At 58.8% G+C, this 17,862-nt stretch carries 20 protein-coding genes and 2 tRNA genes; 13 read left to right on the top strand and 9 right to left on the bottom strand.

Features of this window, described 5'->3' with window-relative positions; all coding sequences use genetic code 11:
• The first annotated feature begins 2 nt into the window (after positions 1-2).
• The 7 genes from ABG996_RS09980 (at position 3) to folB (ending at position 5,759) form a co-directional block, all read left to right on the top strand.
• A tRNA-Gly gene (locus ABG996_RS09980) sits at positions 3-78 on the top strand.
• Positions 79-81: 3 nt separating this feature from the next.
• Positions 82-156: transfer RNA gene (locus ABG996_RS09975), tRNA-Val, on the top strand.
• Between the two features lie 634 nt (positions 157-790).
• On the top strand, positions 791-3,013 hold the full coding sequence (gene nrdD, locus ABG996_RS09970; RefSeq protein WP_347478608.1) for an anaerobic ribonucleoside-triphosphate reductase: 2,223 nt from the start codon (positions 791-793) through the stop codon (positions 3,011-3,013).
• A gap of 427 nt (positions 3,014-3,440) precedes the next feature.
• Positions 3,441-4,022: an anaerobic ribonucleoside-triphosphate reductase activating protein gene (gene nrdG / locus ABG996_RS09965; RefSeq protein WP_227790061.1), complete on the top strand. Its 582-nt coding sequence runs from the start codon at positions 3,441-3,443 to the stop codon at positions 4,020-4,022.
• 66 nt (positions 4,023-4,088) lie between these two features.
• Positions 4,089-4,646: a GTP cyclohydrolase I FolE gene (folE, locus tag ABG996_RS09960; protein ID WP_238057582.1), complete on the top strand. Its 558-nt coding sequence runs from the start codon at positions 4,089-4,091 to the stop codon at positions 4,644-4,646.
• A gap of 2 nt (positions 4,647-4,648) precedes the next feature.
• Complete coding sequence (locus tag ABG996_RS09955; RefSeq protein WP_195232128.1) at positions 4,649-5,230, top strand: HD domain-containing protein; 582 nt, start codon at positions 4,649-4,651, stop codon at positions 5,228-5,230.
• A 43-nt stretch (positions 5,231-5,273) separates the two neighbouring features.
• Positions 5,274-5,759, top strand: a complete 486-nt coding sequence (gene folB / locus ABG996_RS09950) for a dihydroneopterin aldolase (protein ID WP_347478606.1) — start codon at positions 5,274-5,276, stop codon at positions 5,757-5,759.
• 6 nt (positions 5,760-5,765) lie between these two features.
• Here the strand turns inward: folB and ABG996_RS09945 are convergent, their stop codons facing one another.
• On the bottom strand, positions 5,766-6,542 hold the full coding sequence (locus ABG996_RS09945) for a M48 family metallopeptidase (protein WP_347478605.1): 777 nt from the start codon (positions 6,540-6,542) through the stop codon (positions 5,766-5,768).
• A gap of 74 nt (positions 6,543-6,616) precedes the next feature.
• Complete coding sequence (locus ABG996_RS09940; protein WP_347478603.1) at positions 6,617-7,630, bottom strand: dipeptidase; 1,014 nt, start codon at positions 7,628-7,630, stop codon at positions 6,617-6,619.
• A 120-nt stretch (positions 7,631-7,750) separates the two neighbouring features.
• On the opposite strand from ABG996_RS09940, the gene ABG996_RS09935 reads away from it, so the two are divergent.
• From ABG996_RS09935 to ABG996_RS09925, 3 genes are all read left to right on the top strand, one after another.
• Positions 7,751-8,179, top strand: coding sequence for an FKBP-type peptidyl-prolyl cis-trans isomerase (locus ABG996_RS09935; protein ID WP_117817160.1), 429 nt, complete (start codon positions 7,751-7,753; stop codon positions 8,177-8,179).
• A gap of 3 nt (positions 8,180-8,182) precedes the next feature.
• Positions 8,183-8,761, top strand: coding sequence for an urease accessory protein UreE (locus ABG996_RS09930; RefSeq protein ID WP_347478602.1), 579 nt, complete (start codon positions 8,183-8,185; stop codon positions 8,759-8,761).
• Positions 8,762-8,844: 83 nt separating this feature from the next.
• Positions 8,845-9,642, top strand: a complete 798-nt coding sequence (locus ABG996_RS09925) for an HAD-IIB family hydrolase (protein WP_347478601.1) — start codon at positions 8,845-8,847, stop codon at positions 9,640-9,642.
• Between the two features lie 77 nt (positions 9,643-9,719).
• Here the strand turns inward: ABG996_RS09925 and ABG996_RS09920 are convergent, their stop codons facing one another.
• From ABG996_RS09920 to ABG996_RS09900, 5 genes are all read right to left on the bottom strand, one after another.
• Positions 9,720-10,100, bottom strand: coding sequence for a Fur family transcriptional regulator (locus tag ABG996_RS09920; RefSeq protein ID WP_347478600.1), 381 nt, complete (start codon positions 10,098-10,100; stop codon positions 9,720-9,722).
• A 61-nt stretch (positions 10,101-10,161) separates the two neighbouring features.
• Positions 10,162-10,572 carry an acylphosphatase gene (locus ABG996_RS09915; protein ID WP_347478599.1) on the bottom strand — a complete coding sequence of 137 codons (411 nt, stop codon included), beginning with the start codon at positions 10,570-10,572 and terminating at the stop codon, positions 10,162-10,164.
• Positions 10,573-10,574: 2 nt separating this feature from the next.
• On the bottom strand, positions 10,575-11,681 hold the full coding sequence (locus ABG996_RS09910) for a Gfo/Idh/MocA family protein (RefSeq protein WP_347478598.1): 1,107 nt from the start codon (positions 11,679-11,681) through the stop codon (positions 10,575-10,577).
• A gap of 73 nt (positions 11,682-11,754) precedes the next feature.
• The gene (gene rnhA / locus ABG996_RS09905) at positions 11,755-12,291 is read right to left on the bottom strand and encodes a ribonuclease HI (protein ID WP_117776457.1); all 537 of its coding nucleotides are present in this window, start codon (positions 12,289-12,291) and stop codon (positions 11,755-11,757) included.
• Between the two features lie 48 nt (positions 12,292-12,339).
• On the bottom strand, positions 12,340-13,242 hold the full coding sequence (locus ABG996_RS09900; RefSeq protein ID WP_347478597.1) for a LysR family transcriptional regulator: 903 nt from the start codon (positions 13,240-13,242) through the stop codon (positions 12,340-12,342).
• A gap of 273 nt (positions 13,243-13,515) precedes the next feature.
• Between ABG996_RS09900 and ABG996_RS09895 the strand changes: the two genes are divergently transcribed.
• From ABG996_RS09895 to ABG996_RS09885, 3 genes are all read left to right on the top strand, one after another.
• The gene (locus ABG996_RS09895; RefSeq protein WP_347478596.1) at positions 13,516-14,826 is read left to right on the top strand and encodes an O-acetylhomoserine aminocarboxypropyltransferase/cysteine synthase family protein; all 1,311 of its coding nucleotides are present in this window, start codon (positions 13,516-13,518) and stop codon (positions 14,824-14,826) included.
• Positions 14,827-15,138: 312 nt separating this feature from the next.
• Positions 15,139-15,912, top strand: a complete 774-nt coding sequence (locus ABG996_RS09890; RefSeq protein WP_117848772.1) for a hypothetical protein — start codon at positions 15,139-15,141, stop codon at positions 15,910-15,912.
• A 186-nt stretch (positions 15,913-16,098) separates the two neighbouring features.
• Complete coding sequence (locus tag ABG996_RS09885) at positions 16,099-16,305, top strand: hypothetical protein (RefSeq protein ID WP_238022794.1); 207 nt, start codon at positions 16,099-16,101, stop codon at positions 16,303-16,305.
• A 109-nt stretch (positions 16,306-16,414) separates the two neighbouring features.
• Here ABG996_RS09885 and ABG996_RS09880 read toward each other — a convergent pair whose 3' ends face one another.
• Complete coding sequence (locus tag ABG996_RS09880) at positions 16,415-17,329, bottom strand: ketopantoate reductase family protein (protein ID WP_347478595.1); 915 nt, start codon at positions 17,327-17,329, stop codon at positions 16,415-16,417.
• 118 nt (positions 17,330-17,447) lie between these two features.
• Positions 17,448-17,642, bottom strand: a complete 195-nt coding sequence (locus ABG996_RS09875) for a cyclase family protein (protein ID WP_347478593.1) — start codon at positions 17,640-17,642, stop codon at positions 17,448-17,450.
• Positions 17,643-17,862 lie beyond the last annotated feature (220 nt).

Here is a 17,862-nt window from a genome sequence, read left to right as displayed (position 1 = left end):
AAGCGGACATGGCTCAGTTGGTAGAGCACAACCTTGCCAAGGTTGGGGTCGCGGGTTCGAGCCCCGTTGTCCGCTCCATTTGGGCGTTTAGCTCAGGGGGAGAGCGCTTCCCTGACACGGAAGAGGTCAGAAGTTCAAATCTTCTAACGCCCACCAAATGTTCGCAGCTCAGAGGCTATGTCCTCTGGGCTGTTTTGTTTTGCCACCAAGCACGCCGCCAATATAAGCCACCAAATATTGATCCAAGGTCTGTACGCGATGGTCTTCGCATCCCGTAGAGGTGCCGGCAGATTGCATACGTCCTGGCCGATCGTGACCGCAACATGTTGGTCAAGCATAATCTTTTGGATTCTTTTGGCGTGAGCGACTTGGTTTTGGTAGGATTTGTCAGCGGCTTGACTAAGGGGGTTTTATAACTGCCATGCAGGTAGCCGTGTTGGTAGCGTTTTACCGACTTGCCAAGAACCCCTCATTTTTAATGCGTCTGCAAAATGACTAATTGCTTTGACCTGCTGAAACACTATATGTTGTGTTTGACCTAAAAAAAGAATACAGGATATAGATGCCTCTTTGTCGTATGATAGATGGCGGACAGAGAACGAAGACCTTAACTGCCTCTTTTGAACGTGTCCTTGAGCCGCTTGATCGGCTCCAGGGAATGTCCGCATGGAGGCTTATGGTTTATCGAGAACACAGATTGCGCGACGGCGCCGCAAGACAGGGGCAAGCCCTGCCGGGTATCGTTTGGCTCTGAAGCGCGATGAGGCTACGATACGAAAGAGGCAAGAGGATGAAGATCATCAAGCGCAGCGGCACCGAGGTTGTCTTTGACATCGATAAGATTGTCAATGCCATCCGCGCCGCAAACTTGGAGGTCGAGGAGAGCTCTCGTCTTACCGACCGCCAGGTGGTTTACGCGGCACAAAACGTCGCCGAGGCATGCGAGAACGCGGGCCATACCGTTTCGGTCGAGGAGATCCAGGATTTGGTCGAGGACGAGATCATGCGTCTCGACTGCTACGAGGTTGCCCGCCACTACATCATCTATCGCTATGTTCAAAGCCTGAAGCGCCAGAAGAACACGACCGACGACAAGATTCTGTCGCTGATCGAGTGCAATAACGAAGAGGTCAAGCAGGAGAACTCCAACAAGAACCCGACCGTCAATTCCGTTCAGCGTGACTACATGGCCGGTGAGATCTCCAAGGACCTGACCCAGCGCGTGCTGCTGCCCCAGGAGATCGTGGATGCCCACAATGAGGGCCTGATTCACTTCCACGATTCGGATTACTTTGCTCAGCACATGCATAACTGCGACCTGGTGAACCTGGAGGACATGCTCCAGAACGGCACTGTTATCTCGGGCACGCTGATCGAGAAGCCGCACAGCTTCTCGACCGCCTGCAACATCGCGACGCAGATTATCGCCCAAGTTGCTTCCTCCCAGTATGGCGGCCAGTCCATCTCGCTGACCCATCTTGCCCCCTTTGTTGAGGTGAGCCGTCAAAAGATTCGCGGCGAGGTCGCTCGCGAGCTTGAGGAGCTCGACGTTTCCGCATCTCCCGAAAAGGTCCGTGAGGTCGTTGAGGACCGTCTGCGTGACGAGATCCGTCGCGGCGTCCAGACGATTCAGTATCAGGTCGTAACCCTTATGACCACGAATGGCCAGGCGCCGTTCGTGACGGTCTTTATGTATCTTAACGAGGCCCGTACGCCTCAGGAGAAGCACGACCTTGCCATGATCGTGGAGGAGACGCTTCGCCAGCGCTACGAGGGCGTTAAGAACGAGGCCGGCGTGTGGATTACCCCGGCATTCCCCAAGCTTATCTATGTACTCGAGGACGATAACGTTCACGAGGATTCCCCGTACTTCTACCTGACCCAGCTGGCTGCCAAGTGCACCGCCAAGCGCATGGTGCCCGATTACATCTCCGAGAAGAAGATGCGCGAGCTCAAGCTGTCGAAGGGCGAGACCGCCGGCAACGGCGACTGCTACACCTGCATGGGTTGCCGCAGCTTCCTGACGCCCGACCGTTCGGGCAACGGCTTTAACAATGTTGCCAACGCGCTGAACTACGACCCGAACAAGCCCAAGTACTATGGTCGCTTTAACCAGGGCGTTGTGACCATCAACCTGCCTGATGTCGCACTGAGCTCGCACCAGGATATGGACAAGTTCTGGAAGATCTTCGATGAGCGCCTTGAGCTGTGCCACCGTGCCCTGCTGTGCCGTCATGAGCGCCTGATGGGTACGCTTTCTGACGCCGCACCGATTCTGTGGCAGTACGGCGCCCTCGCTCGTCTGAAGAAGGGCGAGACGATCGACAAGCTGCTCGTGGGCGGATACTCCACCATCAGCCTGGGCTATGCCGGCCTGTATGAATGCGTCAAGTACATGACGGGCCACAGCCACACCGAGAAGGAAGGCACGCCGTTTGCCATGGCCGTCATGCAGCGCATGAACGACAAGTGCGCCGAGTGGAAGGCCGAAAGCGATATCGACTTCTCGCTGTACGGCACGCCGTTGGAGTCGACGACCTACAAGTTCGCCAAGTGCCTGCAGCGCCGTTTTGGCATTATCCCGGGCGTGACGGACAAGGGCTACATTACTAACAGCTATCACGTTCATGTGTCCGAGGAGATTGATGCTTTCGATAAGCTCAAGTTCGAGGGCATGTTCCAACAGCTTTCGCCGGGCGGCGCCATCTCCTACGTTGAGGTTCCCAACATGCAGGACAACCTCAAGGCTGTCATTCGCGTGATGCAGTACATCTACGACAACATCATGTACGCCGAGCTCAACACCAAGAGCGACTACTGCCAGGTGTGCGGCTACGATGGCGAGATCAAGATTGTCGAGGACGATGGCAAGCTGGTATGGGAGTGCCCCAACTGCGGCAACCGCGACCAGGAGAAGATGAACGTCGCCCGTCGTACGTGCGGCTACATCGGTACCCAGTTCTGGAACCAGGGTCGAACCGAGGAGATCCGCGACCGCGTGCTGCATCTCTAATACCGCTCCGGGGCTGAACCGAGAGGGCCGCTTGGGCTTTTGCTCGCTATTTCGGACAGTCCTGCGCAAGACGAAGGCCACATTAAGTGGCCTTCTTTGCGTGCGGAACTCATATCGAGCAAAAGCCCAAGCGGCCCTCTCGGTTCAGCCAAGTTAACGTAGCTGAGATGCAGCGCACGGTCTGCTCACTCCTCGAAGTTCTTAGCGGAAATAATTTGAGCTGCAGCTGCGATTTACTTGCGATGGCGGTTGAGCCGCAACCCAGTTTTTATTGGACCTCGAACCCTATGCTCGATGTTCGCTTCGTTCATTGAGTTACCCTTTGCATGAGGCCGGGACATATCGTCCCGCCCGCAGTTTCGCAGGCCGAAGGCCGAGAATGTTTGAGGACGGGATGATATGTCCCGGCCTCCCGGGAGAGTTACCTATGAACTACGCGAACATTAAGTATTTCGACATTGCTGATGGAGAAGGCGTTCGTACTTCTCTGTTTGTGAGCGGGTGCCGTCGTGGGTGCAAGAATTGTTTTAACTCTGTCGCGTGGGACTTTGCCGCTGGCGAGCCGTTCGATCGCGCCGTCGAGGATAAGATTATCGAGAGTCTCGATCATCCCTTTATCGATGGCCTGACGATTCTGGGTGGCGAGCCTATGGAGCCCGAGAATCAGGCGGGGCTTGTTGACTTTATCGAGCGCGTGCGTGCGGCCTATCCTGCGGGGTCGGGCAAGACCATTTGGTGCTTTACCGGTGACGTGCTCGAGGAGCTTATGCCGGGTGGCCGTCATCATACCGAGGTGACGGACCGTATCCTGGCCTGCCTCGACATGTTGGTGGACGGCCCGTTCGTTCAGGATCTGTACGATATCTCGTTGCGCTTTAGGGGCTCGAGCAATCAGCGCGTGATCGACATGAACGCTACGCGCGCCCGTGCTGAGCGCGAGGGCGTTGCGCTTTGTGATGCAGTTGAACTTTGGCGTGATGATCCGGTCTATTCGACCCATACTATGTAGCTTGTGGCCGATGCCGGAGGGCGTGGTACCATAGCGCGAACGCAAAATCGGAAAAGTGAGGCCCAGATGGTCGATCAGGAAAAAGTCGAGGCCGCCATTAAGCTGTTGCTTGAGGGCATAGGCGAGGACCCAACTCGGGAGGGCCTGCTGGAGACCCCGGCGCGCGTTGCCCGTATGTATGGCGAAATCGCCGGCGGTATGGACCAGAGTGCCGAGGAGCACCTGTCCAAAACGTTTGCCGTCGCTTCGAACGATTTGGTTATCGAGCGCGACATCACGTTCTACTCGCTGTGCGAACATCATCTGCTGCCGTTTTATGGCAAGGCTACCATTGGCTATATCCCCAACGGCCGTGTCGCAGGGCTCTCTAAGCTTGCTCGCACGGTTGAGGTTTATGCCCGCCGTCTGCAGCTGCAGGAGCAGCTGTGTGCGCAGGTTGCCGACGCCCTCATGGATTATCTCGCTCCCCAGGGAGCGATTGTGCTCATGGAAGCTGAGCATATGTGCATGACCATGCGCGGCGTGCAAAAGCCCGGCACCAAGACCGTGACGCTCGCTCGCCGCGGCGTCTTTGAGACCGACCCCGCGCTCGAAGAGCGTTTCTTTAGGATGCTGGGACGCTAACTATGAGAGTCGTCAACGACTTTACATCGAATACTGACGAGGGAACGCCGCGTCGCGGTTTTATGGCTTCGGGCCTGGCGCCTTTTGGCGTCATGCCTCGTATCGATTACATCTGTGCCAACGGCCTGTTCCGGCGCCACCTGGGCAACATTGCTCAGCTGGAATCGGGGCGCATCTTCTGCCGCCACGGTATCGACCATCTGCTCGATGTCGCTCGCATTATGTGGATTAAGAATCTCGAGGAAGATCTCGAGTTTGACCGCGAGGTCATCTACGCCACGGCACTTCTTCACGATATCGGCAAAGATGAACAGTATGAATCGGGTATATCCCATGATGTTGCAAGCGAACGCGTCGCTGATGCAATTCTCGGCGGCATGCCTGATGACGTGGCGTTTGAGCCGGCCGATGCCGCAGCCATTAAGACGGCCATTCTGGGCCATCGAAAGCTGCGCGTGAACAGCCAACCGCTTGAGCGTTTGCTCTATGCAGCCGACAAAGCGTCGCGCGCCTGCTTTGCATGCCCCGCGCGCAATGCTTGCAACTGGAGCGATGATAAAAAGAACCTGTCGATTCGCGTGTAGTTAGTTTGCGCGGTCGGGGTTCTAAACGAAGGAGACGATCGCGATGAGTAACAAAATACTGCCCGAGAATGCAACCAAGACTGAAGGTGCCGAGCTCGCACGCCGTGGAAGGGGCGAAATATCCACCGCAACGGCGGTGCCCCACGTGAGCTATGACGATCTGCGCCATGCCGATCGCATTACTATCGACGGTCTCGAGGTCTTTGCCAACCACGGCGTGTATCCCGAAGAGAACGCGCTGGGTCAGAAGTTCATCGTGTCCTTGGTGCTCTATGCCGACCTGCGTGCAGCGGGGGAGCACGATAACCTGGACGCCTCGATTGACTACGGCTCGGTGTGCCACGATGTCGATGGCTATCTGCGCGAGCATACGTTTAAACTCATCGAGGCGGCAGCCGAGGGTGTGGCCCAGATGCTGCTGCGTCGTTACCCCTTGCTGCTTGGCGTGCGTGTTAAGCTCGATAAGCCTTGGGCGCCCGTCGGTCTTCCCCTGGCAAGCTGCGGCGTCGAGATCGAGCGCGTGCGCTAACCGGTTCTAATACGTCTCTATGGGTGGCTGCTTGAGCCGCTGCGACAGCGCTCTATTGTTGGGGCAGTACCTGTCGAGCAGGGCGTGAAACCGCTGATTGTGGCTTGGCTCGAGCAAGTGGACGAGCTCGTGGGCGACAACCATGTCGAGACACTCGATGGGATAAGCGGCAAGTTCGCGTGCGATGCGAATGGCTCCGGTCTTGGGCGTGCATGATCCCCAGCGCGTTTTCATGCTGCGCACGGAGACGCGGGAAACGGCGACACTCATTGTGATTTCGTATGCGTGCACGATGTCGCGTAGCGCTGCGGTGACCTCGGTCGTATAAAGCTGGCTGATGTGGGCTTGGAGCTCGTCGGACGTTAGGCCGTCGAGGATTGCGCGCCGCTTGGCCTGTGGGCCTTCGTCCGATTCGTCGGTACCCATAAAGCTTGCGAAGGTGGCCTGCTTGGGCCGCGGCGCGGGTGATGCAAAGTTGTGATCGAGTGCATCCTGTACCGTGATGGGCTTGCCCCAAAGTGCAATGACGGACGAGGTGCTGAGCGGCTCTCGCGCCGTCGCCTGATGTTGCTCGCGCTTGGCAAGTCGGCTGACAATCCAGGTGCTGTTGCGCTTCACAAATGCCTCGATGCGCTCGCGGCTGGCGCCGAGCGGTGCGCTGGCGTGGACCTCACCGCTTGATGTGACGCGTAGGTTGAAGTTTTTGACGCGCTTTTTGGTAACGACGACGGAGATGGGCGTCCCATCCGGTCGGGATATGGAAATCGTAAATTGCTGCGTCAAAAGCGGTCCTTCAGATTGGGGACGGGCCGGCATGTCGACCGTTCGGCATGCCGGCCCGCTCAAGGGATGTGAAATTAATAACGCTCAAAGAAGGCAAGCGCGTTGTCGCTACAGAGCTTCTGCATCACGGTCTTGCCAAAATGCTTGGAAAGCATGTTCTGGAACTCGGGCATCATGCTGGCATCGGAGAGGAAAGCGGGCACCGTGGCACCGTCCCAGTCGCCGCCGAGCGCGATGACGTCCTCGCCGCCCAGGTCGAGCCAGTGCTCGATATGTGCCGCCAGCTGGTCGAAGGTGACGTCTGCGGCGGTCTTGTCGGTTGCGTCGTTGGATAGGAACTCGCTGCAGTAGTTGAGGCCGACGATACCGCCCATGTCGCGAATGGTGCGGAACTGGTCGTCGGTGAGGTTGCGCTTGACGCTGCAGACGGTGCGGGAGTTGGAGTGGCTGGCGACGAAGGGACGCGTGGCGTGGGCGACAACCTCGTCAAAGCACTCATCGTTGAGGTGGGAGACGTCGAGTACCATGCCGGCGTGCTCCATCTGCGCAAGCGCCTCGATGCCGGCGGCGGTGAGGCCGGCGTGGGTATCGTGTCCGCTCGCGAGCGGTCCCTGCGCGTTCCAGCTGAGTGACGACATAAGCACGCCCAAGCTCTTGAGCACCTCGATCAGTGCGGGGTCCTCGGCAAAGAACGTGGCGTTTTCGATGGTGTGGATGCAAGCGACTTTACCGTCCTTGAGCGCGGGGCGAATGTCTGCGGCGCTGCGTACGTTGACCATGCGGTCGTGGTTGAGCATTGCCTGGCCGCTCATATGCGCCATGATTTGCGCCTGGAAGCGCGCGGCGTGGGCGGTGGGAATCTCGTCGGGGACAAACGTGGCGAAGCACTGTGCCCACGGCGTGTTGCCGATCTTTGCGAGCGAGATGGCGCAGGCGTTGCCCTCGATGAGGTCGAAATCTTGCGGATGCGTTTCGTCGCCGGGGAAATAACCGTCGGTGCCGGCGGTAAAGCGCAGGTCGAGATCGAGCGTGGCCCAGCCGATTCGGTCGGCGGTGTCGCAGTGTAGGTCAAATACGGGATATGCCATGGTTCCTCCGGTTGCAGCGTTTCTTTGCAAACTGTCATTGAATTGTATGACTAGGGTATAGTTAGCGCCATATGTTCACGGCGGCCTGCGTTGTGCGCCGCCCTTATCACGGAGGTTACCATGTCCAACCAGGGCAAGAAGGTCAAGACCCATTATCGCGGCACGCTCGACGACGGCACGCAGTTCGATAGCTCCTACGATCGCGGCGAGCCGCTGGAGTTCACCTGCGGTGCCGGTCAGATGATCAAGGGCTTCGACGCCGCTGTTGTCGACATGCAGGTGGGCGAGAAGAAGACCGTGCACATTCCTGCTGCCGATGCCTACGGCGAGCACAATCCCGAGATGGTTCTGACCTTCCCGGCCGAGCAGGTTCCCAACATCGAGCAGATCGAGAAGGGCATGAAGCTCTTCCTGTCCACGCCGAGCGGTATGCCCGTCCCCGCCGTCGTCATTGACGTGACGCCCGAGGCTGTGACGCTCGATGCCAACCACGAGCTTGCCGGCAAGGATCTCAACTTCGATATCGAGCTCGTCGAGGTCGAGGATTAGGCTGTGCCTGCAAATCTGGTTTCGACAACGTGCCTCGGAAATCTCAACGACCCGTCCTATGAGCTTTTGCTTCGCCGGGAGCTGGGCGGTGTCTTTGAGGTCGATGAGCTACTGCTCGATTGGGACCAGGCTGATGTATGCGCGTTTGCGGGCGTGACGGAGCTGGGGCGCACGATCGATGTTCGGCCGGATGCTACCGACGGTGGTCGTCTTGCCGACGGTGACGTGCTCGCCATTGACCGTTCGGGCGTGGTGCCCGTGGCGGTTGTCGTGCGCCTGCGCAGCGCCGAGGTTTATTTGGTCGAAGTCGACCGCATGGATCCGATTGCACTCGCGCATGCGTGCTGGGAGATCGGCAACATGCATGCGCCGCTCTTCCGAGGCGACTCGGACGAGCATACCGTGCGCATGTATACGCCGGTGCAGCCTGTTTTGGGCCGCATGCTCCGGGGTGTCGAGGGTGTTCGGCTCTCAGTGGTCACGCGCGAGCTCGATGCCAGCCGGCGCTTTGCGTCGAGTGCGGCGGAGGTCGTCGTGAGCATGGCTCCCGACTTTACGATCGTAAAGAAGGCGCGCGGTTAACGTGCGTATGAGTAAGACGGACTTTGAGAGGCAGCTATTCAAAGTCCGTCTTACTGTTGATGAGGTGCTTTGGGGGAAAGCATATGGGTCTTGAGGGAATCAAGCTGATTGCATGCGATTTGGACGGCACGTTGCTGCATCCGGGGGAGCGCGAGCCGCGTTCCGAGGCCTTTGAGCTTATCGATGAGCTACATCGTCGCGGTATCGTGTTTATGCCGGCGAGCGGCCGTCAATATGCGAGCTTGCGCTACCTGTTTGCCCCGGTGGCCGATGAGCTCGCCTATGTATGCGAAAACGGAGCCCTGGTGATGAGCGAGGGGCGTGCCGTCGTCAAGCGTTCCATGGAGCGTAGCCTTGCTATGGATATCGCGAATGCCGTGGTTGCGTATCCCCATGCCGACGTGGCCCTTTCGTGTGAGGGGCACCTCTACACCATGAGCGGCAACGATGCGTTCGTCGACCATTTGCGCTATGAGGTCCACTGCGATGTGGCGGTGGTCGACCGTCCCGAGGACATCGACGAGGACGTCATTAAGATTGCCTTCCAGACGCCCGAGGTGGATCAGCCGGCGGCGCTGGAGCATTTTGAGCGCCTCTTCAGCGACCGTGTCGACGTGATGACGTCGGGAACCGAATGGACGGACTTTATCGGTTTCGGTTCGGGCAAGGGCTCCGCGCTTGCCGATTACGGTCGTGCCCTGGGTATTTCGCCCGATGAGATGATGGCGTTTGGCGACAATGAGAACGATCGCGACATGCTTAACGTCGTGGGCCATCCCTATCTGATGGAGAGCTGCAATCCCTCTATGCGTGGCATCAACGACCGCGTCCGCTACGTGCGCACGGTCGAAGAAGAGCTGCGTCGTCTACTTGCTGAGTAGACATTTGGGACATGTCTAGAAATCTACTTTTTGCTGCAGAGTGCGGAAAGGTGGATTTTAAGGCATGTCCCAAACATCTATCGGCAGTCGGGGCAGAGACCCTCGAAGATGGTGTAGTGCGACGTGACGTGCCAGCCGATTTGCTCGGACGCTTTGGCGTCGAGCTGGGCATCGAAGGGGAGCGGTACGTCGATGACGCGGCTGCACGAGGTGCAGATAATATGCGCGTGCGGCTCGATGGTGCGATCGAAGCGACTGCCGCCCGGTGTCTTGATGGAGAGAATCTCGCCGGCGTCGGCCAAGAGATTGAGATTGCGGTAGACTGTGCCGCGGCTGATTTTGTCATCCTGCGCGCGCACGACGTTGTAGATTTCGTCGGCGGTGGAATGGTTATAGCTTTGGCGCACGGCGTCAAGAACCAGCTTTCGCTGCCTGGTATTCCTTCTTTGCACCGCCATGCGCCTCGCCTCTTTTCTATTAACGGTCGTAGGTAAATGATACCGTATTTAGCACACAATACTAATAATGAGGACTGAAACCGTCTTCATTGGCAAGTGGGGCTCGGGCCTGGGCGTCTACGAGGCGAAAACGCGTTCCCATGCGCTCGTAGGAGGCATGAAGCGCCTCGAGATGAGATAGGATGTTTGCCGGAGCTCCCTGTATCTCCATCTCGACTGAGCCGTCTTCCATATTACGCACCCAGCCGGTGAGGGAGCGTGCCTGCGCGAGGTTGGTGGTGGTAAAGCGAAAACCAACGCCTTGGACTTGCCCCGCCCAGCGCAGGAAATAGCGCAGGGGAGTGTCTTGAGTGGCCTCGTCGCTTGCGAGCACAGTAAGTCTGCGGCGCAGCTCGAGCTCGACGTTTGATGGTTTTTGGGGTTCTCGACTGCCGCCGGTGACGCTGGAGAAGAACGTATCGAAGAGACCCATCGCTATGCCTGCTTGCCTGCGTCGGCCGGGAAGATAATGCCGGCCTGCCGGCGCACGGCATCCATGATGCGCAGTGAGACGAGCGTGACATCGCGGTAGTGGCCAAGCTCGTGGCGTCCCGCCGGGGTCTCCCAAATCTCTTCCTTAACGTTATCGATGCCGCCGATGGCGGTGATAAAGTCTGTGAGTTCGTATTCCATAGTGTTGCTCGATTTGGGCAGGTCGAGCACGCGGCCGTTCTCGCCCTGTTCGCGCGGTGCCTCGGTCGCTGAGCCGCGTACGACATCGCCGCGATAGTCGATGCGGACGTTGCGGGGCGTGGACAGATGGTCGATCTGGATAGTGCCACGCTCGCCTTCTATCTGCGAGGGCAGCAGGTCATTCGTAATTTTGGAGTGCGCGAGCTCGACGGAGATGCGGCCACCGCCGTAGCTGGCGAGGATGGAACCGCAGCCGTCGATGGGGCCGTGCGTGAGCTGTCGCGTGGTGGGGTCGAGCAGAGTAGTCATGCTCGTAAGGCCGGAGGGCATGCCGAAAATCTCGACCATGGGCTCGACGGTGTAGACGCCAATGTCCATGAGGGAGCCCGAGGCCATGTGGCAGTCGAAGATATTGGTGGCGCGCCCCGCGAGAACCTCGTTGTAGCGCGAAGAATACTTGCCAAAGCGCAGTGAGGCGCGACGAATGGGCGCAATCTCGCCCAGGGCGTCCTCGACGGCGTGGAAAGCGGGGTCATGGAGCGGGCGCATGGCCTCGAGGGCCACGACACCTGCTGCCTCGGCAGCGCGGAAGACTTCCAGCGCCTGCGCTTCGGTGGCGCAGAAGGGTTTCTCGACGATGACATGCTTGCCACCGGCGATGCAGGCAAGGGCCTGCTCGTGGTGAAGTGCGTTAGGGCTGCCGATATAGACGGCGTCGACGTCGACGGCGGACGCAAGCTCGTCAAGTGCGGTGAAGTTACGCTCGCCGCCGTGTTCGGCGGTAAAGGCGGCGCCGCGCTCGGCATCGCGCGAGAGCGTGCCCACAAACGCGGCTTGGTCGTTGGCGTTGACGACTTGGATAAAGTCGTCGGTGATCATGGATGTGCCGATGGTCGCGATGCGCAGCATACGTCCCCCTTGCGTTGTTTGGTCTACAGGATGAGTGTAGCGCGTGGGGATATAAAGCTGCGCGAAAACGCTATTACAGGTCGCTCTCGTTAAAGCCGGTGTCGATATCGAGGTTGCTGCCGTCGGCCGCCGTGGTGGCGAGCTCATCGCAGCGCTCGTTGAGCTCGTGGCCGGCGTGGCCCTTAACCCAGATGAACTCCACCTTATGCTTGCTCTTTGCGGCAAGCAGGCGCTCCCACAGGTCACGGTTCTTAACGGGCTGCTTGTTGGCAGTTTTCCACCCGCGCTTTTTCCAGCCGTCGATCCAGTGTTTATTGAAAGCGTTGACGACGTACTGCGAATCGGAATGGACCTCGACCTCGCAGGGGCGGTTGAGCGCCTCGAGCGCCACGATGACCGCCATGAGTTCCATGCGGTTGTTGGTGGTCTTGGCGTAGCCGCGTGAAAGCTCGGAGGTGAAGGTCTTGCCGGCGGGGTTGGTGTATTTGAGTACGGCGCCGTAGCCGCCGCGTCCCGGATTTGATCGGGCCGAGCCGTCGGTATAGATGATGACCTTCACGGGCTTCCTTTCGTTGGGTACGTTTCGTGTGAGTGACCATTGTAGCGCCATGCCCGCCGGGGGCTAGCAATCTATGATTTCTACCCCGTCTTCCGACGGTTAGTTGGCATGGATGATGCGGTTGAGCTCGTCGAGGTATTGCTGCAAGAGGGAAGAGGGCTTGCGCTCGTTGTGCATGATATAGCCTACGTGCATCGTTGGGGCGTCTGCTAACGGGATCGATGCCATACCCCATTGCATTTCATTGGAGAGGACACCGGTCGACATGGTGTAACCGTTCGACGTGATAAGTAAGTTAGTAAGTGTTCCGCGGTCCGAGATTCGTATGTTGCGGTCGCAAGGGATATAGCTAAAAGGTTCCTCGGCGTAATAGAAGGAGTTCGAGGTGCCTTGCTCAAAGCTGTAGCGCGTATAGGGTGTAAGGTCGGCAAGGGACAGCTGAGGGCGGCGTGCTAGCGGGTGGCGCTCGCTAACGAAGACGTGGACCGTCGCGTCGAAGAGGGGATGGAAGCTTGCGCGGGCATCGGCGAAGGCCTTCTGCAGAACGCGGGCGTTAAAGTCATCCAGATACAGAATGCCGATATCGCTGCGAAATGCGCGGACGTCATCGATGATCTGCGATGTGGTGGTCTCGCGCATGATGAACTCGAACTTGCTGTCGCGGCAGCGCTCGACCACGTTGACAAAGGCCTCGACCGAAAAGGCGTAGTGCTGGGCGGAGATGGCGAGGCGGGCTTGCGGGGTGCCGCCGTCCTCGTAGCGCGCCTCGAGCATGTCGGCCTGCTCTACGACCTGGCGCGCATAGCCCAAAAGCTCCGTGCCGTCGTTGGTGAGCGTGACGCCGCGGCTGGAGCGCGTAAAGATCTCCAGGTGGAGCTCCTGTTCCAGGCTTTTGACGGCGTTTGAGATGTTGGACTGAGCGGTATAGAGGCGTTGAGCTGCGGCATTGATTGAGCCGGACTCTGCTACGGCGATCAGGAAACGAAGCTGCTGGAGGGTCATCGGCGCCGTCCTTTCGAGCGTTATCTATAAAACCGATAACAGGTTAGCGCTTTTAAGTGATTGACCGAGCGAAACAATGCTCGTACTATTCAAAACACACAAAGGCGGTAGGTAATTAAACCGACCACGGAACCGGGATGCGAAAGGAGGCCCGCATATGAATTGCTTACCAAGACGAATGCCGGGCTCCTGTTTGCGCCCGTCGGCGTGATCAGGAGACAGCGACTTACTTCTCTCTAATTAATTTACTTTTGTTCGATCAAGGAGATCATCATGAGCCAGTTCATCAACAACCCCGAGCACACCTTTGGTTTCGATACCCTGCAGCTTCACGTTGGCCAGGAGAGCGCCGATCCCGCATCCGACTCCCGCGCCGTGCCTATCTACCAGACCACGAGCTATGTGTTCCGCAACTCCCAGCACGCCGCCGACCGCTTTGGTCTTGCCGACGCCGGTAACATCTACGGCCGTCTGACCAACTCCACCCAGGGCGTCTTCGAGGACCGTATCGCCGCACTCGAGGGTGGTGTGGCAGGTCTTGCCGTTGCCTCCGGTGCTGCTGCCATCACCTATACCCTGCAGGCTCTTGCCCAGGCCGGTGACCACGTGGTGGCTCAGAAGACCATCTACGGCGGTTCCTACAACCTGCTGGAGCACACGCTCTCCCAGTTTGGCGTCGAGACCACCTTCGTCGATGCCCACAACCTGGACGAGGTCGAGGGCGCCATCAAGGACAACACCACGGTCATCTACCTCGAGACGCTCGGCAACCCCAATTCTGACATCCCCAATATCGATGCCATCTCCGAGATCGCCAAGAAGCACGGTCTGCCGGTTGTCGTCGACAACACCTTCGGCACCCCGTATCTGTTCCGTCCGCTGGAGCATGGTGCCAACATCGTCGTCCACTCCGCAACCAAGTTCATCGGCGGCCACGGCACCTCGCTGGGCGGTGTGATCGTCGACGGCGGTAACTTCGATTGGAAGGCGAGCGGCAAGTATGCGCAGATCGCCGAGCCCAACCCCTCCTACCATGGCGTCTCGTTTGCCGAGGCTGCCGGTCCCGCCGCCTTCGCAACCTATGTCCGCGCCATCCTGCTGCGTGACGAGGGCGCCTGCATCAGCCCGTTCAACGCTTGGATCCTGCTCCAGGGCACCGAGACTCTGTCGCTGCGCGTTGACCGTCATGTCGAGAACACCAAGAAGGTCGTTGAGTTCCTGGCTGGTGATTGCCATGTCGCCAAGGTGAACCACCCGAGCCTGTCTGAGCACCCCGATCACGAGCTCTATCAGAAGTACTTCCCCAACGGCGGTGCCTCGATCTTTACCTTTGAGATTAAGGGTGGCCAGGAGGCAGCTTGGAAGTTCATCGATCATCTGCAGGTCTTCTCGCTGCTCGCCAACGTGGCCGACGTCAAGTCGCTCGTCGTGCACCCGGCTACCACCACGCACTCCCAGCTCTCTGCCGAGGAGCTCGCCGAGCAGAACATCACGCCCTCCACGATCCGTCTTTCCATCGGTACCGAGAACGCCGAGGATATCATTTGGGATCTGAAGCAGGCCTTCGCCGCGCTGGACGAGTAAGGCGACTTGTGCAAGGACCCCTTGCGACTCGATAGGTATAACTGCATAAAATGCCTGCTCAAGGCGCCTGTGCGAACAATGGTTGCACAGGCGCCTTTTTTGCATAGAGCGGGTGCAAAAACAGGGTTTTTGGCATGCTTTATGCAATCGAGATGTGGAAAACTCCTGTTAAGAGGATGTGAGTTTTACGCAATTGACGTGCGTCTTTTGAGTAAAACCGCAGGTCGCGATTTGCTCGGGGTACTATGCAGCGCGATCGAATCACACGCAGCTCAAACGCAGCAAAAACGCACTACGGAGGTTTCTAGCTACATGAGGATCGATTCACGAAAACCGAAAGCCGCCGCCCTTTCCGCCGCTCTGACCGTGGCACTTTTGGCGGGCGCCGGTGCAACCGATGCCCACGCGGCAACACTATCCGATACGGTTGGACCTACGCCGTCCGAGGCGACGCTGGTGCAGCCCGTTGACTATCGCGGCGATGGTTATGGTTCCATGCAGGAGTGGAACGCCTCGATGGAGGCCAAGCGCGATTCCCTTGAGATGCGCGCTCAGATCATTATGAATATGTATGGCGACTATGCTACCGATGACGAGCGTGCTGTGCTGCAGGGTTGCATCGACGGTGCGGGTAGCCTGTTGACGATGGGGGAGGTCGACGCCAAGTCGACCGAGCTCGATGAGCTGCGCGCTGCGCTTGAGGATGCCAAGCGCGAAGCGCTCGAGGCTGCCGCCGAGGCGGAGGCTGCCGAGGCCGCCCAGGCTTCGTACTACAACGCCGGTTACACTCCGTCTTACGCGTCTGCCGCGTCCTACGCGAACGGATCGGGCCTGACGCGCTCTGCGGGTGTCAATAACTACAACGGGCGCCGCGAGACCTATTACAGCAGCAATGTGCTTTATCACTATCGCACGGGCGAATGGACTCAGGATTCTGAGGGCTTCTGGCGCGATTCCGACGGCTATTACGTTGTTGCCGCGGGCGATATGGCCCAGGGCTCGACCTTTACGGGCTCCAAGGGTGATTGCAAGGTCTATGACTCCGGCTGCGCTGCCGGAACCACCGATTACTACACCGGTTGGTAATTTTTCTGCATCACGGATATTTGGCGGACGGGCGTCTTTACCGAGCTTTAGGGCAACGTAAGGACGTCCGTTCTATGTATGCGTTTGAGTTAACAGAGCCCTTACCGTGGCGGTACGCTGGGCGTATGGATGCGGGGCACACTGGTTCTTGAGAAATAAGGTCTTTCTCTTGGAGGAAGTGGTCTTGTGAATGCTCGAGATATTGCCGTTGCCGCCGTCGCGTTGATGCTTGGCTGCCTTGGTCCCACGGCCGCGCTCGTCGCGGGCATGCAGGGGACATGCGGGGCTGCTCCTATCGTGGTCGGCGCGCTGATCGCGGCCACGCTGCTGGGAAGCGCAGGCGTGGTTCTTTGCCGCGACGATGAGGACGAGGTGCCGGGGTCGCAACGCTAACTGTTGTGAGATCGGCCGCCGGTCATAGACGAAGATGAAGGCCGCCGCAGGGGAAAGGTTCCCTTGCGGCGGTTTTGCTGTTAAGGCTGTTGAATGCGGCGCGTCGGCGCTACCAGCTTTTCTCGATATCGCGGATGCGCCGATAGAGCCACTCGTTTTGCGGTGCCTGGATATCGTGTTTGGCTGCGAGGCGGCAGATGGTGCCCGCGAACTCATCAACCTCGGTTTTGCGCCTTGCGATGCGGTCTTGAGCCATCGAGGGCATACCGGCGGGGTCGATTCCCTCGATGAGGTGCACCATTTGCGTCAGGTCTGCCTCGGTCAGTTCAACGCCCTCGGCGTTGGCGACCGCAAGCGTTTCGCGCATGGCGGAAACAAAGCAGCGACGCTGCTCGGAGCCCGGCTCCGTGGCGCTTCCGTAGTTCCCGCCGTAGGCCATGCAGGTCTGGTTGATGCCGTCGTTGAGCATGAGTTTGGCCCACATGCGGTGGGCGATGTCGTCCTCGACGGTATGGGCGATGCCGCAGCGCGTATAGAGCTCGTCGATTGCGGTGATGGTTGCGGGGTTCGTGCCGGCCGCCGCGCCAAAGCGGATTTCGCCCGCATTGGTAAAGGTGAGCGCGCCGTTGAGAAACACGGCGTCCATGCCCTGGCAGATACCAAGAACGGTATGCTCCCAGCCAAAGCGTTCGGCAATCTTTTGCTCGCTCGTAATGCCGTTGCACAGCGAGGCGATGAGCGTGTTGGGTCCCACGACGCGCTCCATAGTCTTGAGTGCTTGGTCGAGACCGGTGGTCTTGACTGTCAGGATGACCAGATCGGCGGGCGCTGCCTCGCTGGCACGGACGGACGTGAGATCGCAAGGCTTTCCGTTGACGGTGAGCGCATCGCCCGCGTGACGCTCAAAACGGGCGTCATCCATAACGTATTCGACGGCGTCATTGCCGAGGGCCTTGGCAATCATGCTGCCGTAGAGCAGGCCGACGCCGCCCTTGCCGATAAAGGTGACCTTGTTGATCTGCATGTGAATCATCTCCCCATATAAAAGGCGCCCGCGTAAGGGGCGCCTGATGGATTGTAAGCCGCCGGAGCGCCTTGCATATGCGGGATGGCGGATATATAGAAGAACAGATGCGTTGGACTTATTCCGCGGGGCAGACCGCAAAGACACGCGCGGGGTATCCGACACCATCACGGACCTTGGGGAAGGTGCAGAAGATAACGGCGCCTGTGGCGGGAAGCTCGTCCAGATGGTCCATGACTTCGATCTGATAGCGGTCGACCGAGAGGATGTATTGCTCGCCGGGGTAGGGGTAGGCGTCCTCGCGCGTGGTCATGCCCGGCTCCTTTCATCGGGCTTTTTGCTGATGTTAAAGCGGTGCCGTGACAGCTCGATTTCTACTGCGTTACGATACGTTCTCGATTGCGATTCCACGATGTTTCGGCTGCGTGACCATTGTGTTTCGCCTTGCCGGGGCGCTGATGGCGAAGGGAGGGGCCGTGCAATATCGCGTTGACCCCAAAAGCGGCAACCGTATCTCGGCGTTGGGTCTGGGC

It is taken from the genome of Collinsella aerofaciens (genome assembly GCF_039836695.1).
GTDB lineage: Bacteria > Actinomycetota > Coriobacteriia > Coriobacteriales > Coriobacteriaceae > Collinsella > Collinsella aerofaciens_BD.
The sequence above is the reverse complement of the archived record's forward strand: the minus strand, read 5'-3'. Positions and strand labels throughout refer to the sequence as shown.

What these genes read in the sequence shown, in the direction of transcription:
- ABG996_RS09925 (WP_347478601.1), top strand. Translation starts at nt 8,845, where the DNA reads ATGGGTCTTGAGGGAATCAAGCTGATTGCATGCGATTTGGACGGCACG.
- folB (WP_347478606.1), top strand. Translation starts at nt 5,274, where the DNA reads ATGAGTAACAAAATACTGCCCGAGAATGCAACCAAGACTGAAGGTGCC.
- nrdG (WP_227790061.1), top strand. Translation starts at nt 3,441, where the DNA reads ATGAACTACGCGAACATTAAGTATTTCGACATTGCTGATGGAGAAGGC.
- ABG996_RS09920 (WP_347478600.1), bottom strand. Translation starts at nt 10,100, where the DNA reads ATGGCGGTGCAAAGAAGGAATACCAGGCAGCGAAAGCTGGTTCTTGAC.
- ABG996_RS09875 (WP_347478593.1), bottom strand. Translation starts at nt 17,642, where the DNA reads ATGACCACGCGCGAGGACGCCTACCCCTACCCCGGCGAGCAATACATC.
- ABG996_RS09890 (WP_117848772.1), top strand. Translation starts at nt 15,139, where the DNA reads ATGAGGATCGATTCACGAAAACCGAAAGCCGCCGCCCTTTCCGCCGCT.
- rnhA (WP_117776457.1), bottom strand. Translation starts at nt 12,291, where the DNA reads ATGGCGCTACAATGGTCACTCACACGAAACGTACCCAACGAAAGGAAG.
- ABG996_RS09910 (WP_347478598.1), bottom strand. Translation starts at nt 11,681, where the DNA reads ATGCTGCGCATCGCGACCATCGGCACATCCATGATCACCGACGACTTT.
- ABG996_RS09915 (WP_347478599.1), bottom strand. Translation starts at nt 10,572, where the DNA reads ATGGGTCTCTTCGATACGTTCTTCTCCAGCGTCACCGGCGGCAGTCGA.
- ABG996_RS09955 (WP_195232128.1), top strand. Translation starts at nt 4,649, where the DNA reads ATGAGAGTCGTCAACGACTTTACATCGAATACTGACGAGGGAACGCCG.
- folE (WP_238057582.1), top strand. Translation starts at nt 4,089, where the DNA reads ATGGTCGATCAGGAAAAAGTCGAGGCCGCCATTAAGCTGTTGCTTGAG.
- ABG996_RS09935 (WP_117817160.1), top strand. Translation starts at nt 7,751, where the DNA reads ATGTCCAACCAGGGCAAGAAGGTCAAGACCCATTATCGCGGCACGCTC.
- ABG996_RS09880 (WP_347478595.1), bottom strand. Translation starts at nt 17,329, where the DNA reads ATGCAGATCAACAAGGTCACCTTTATCGGCAAGGGCGGCGTCGGCCTG.
- ABG996_RS09895 (WP_347478596.1), top strand. Translation starts at nt 13,516, where the DNA reads ATGAGCCAGTTCATCAACAACCCCGAGCACACCTTTGGTTTCGATACC.
- nrdD (WP_347478608.1), top strand. Translation starts at nt 791, where the DNA reads ATGAAGATCATCAAGCGCAGCGGCACCGAGGTTGTCTTTGACATCGAT.
- ABG996_RS09900 (WP_347478597.1), bottom strand. Translation starts at nt 13,242, where the DNA reads ATGACCCTCCAGCAGCTTCGTTTCCTGATCGCCGTAGCAGAGTCCGGC.
- ABG996_RS09940 (WP_347478603.1), bottom strand. Translation starts at nt 7,630, where the DNA reads ATGGCATATCCCGTATTTGACCTACACTGCGACACCGCCGACCGAATC.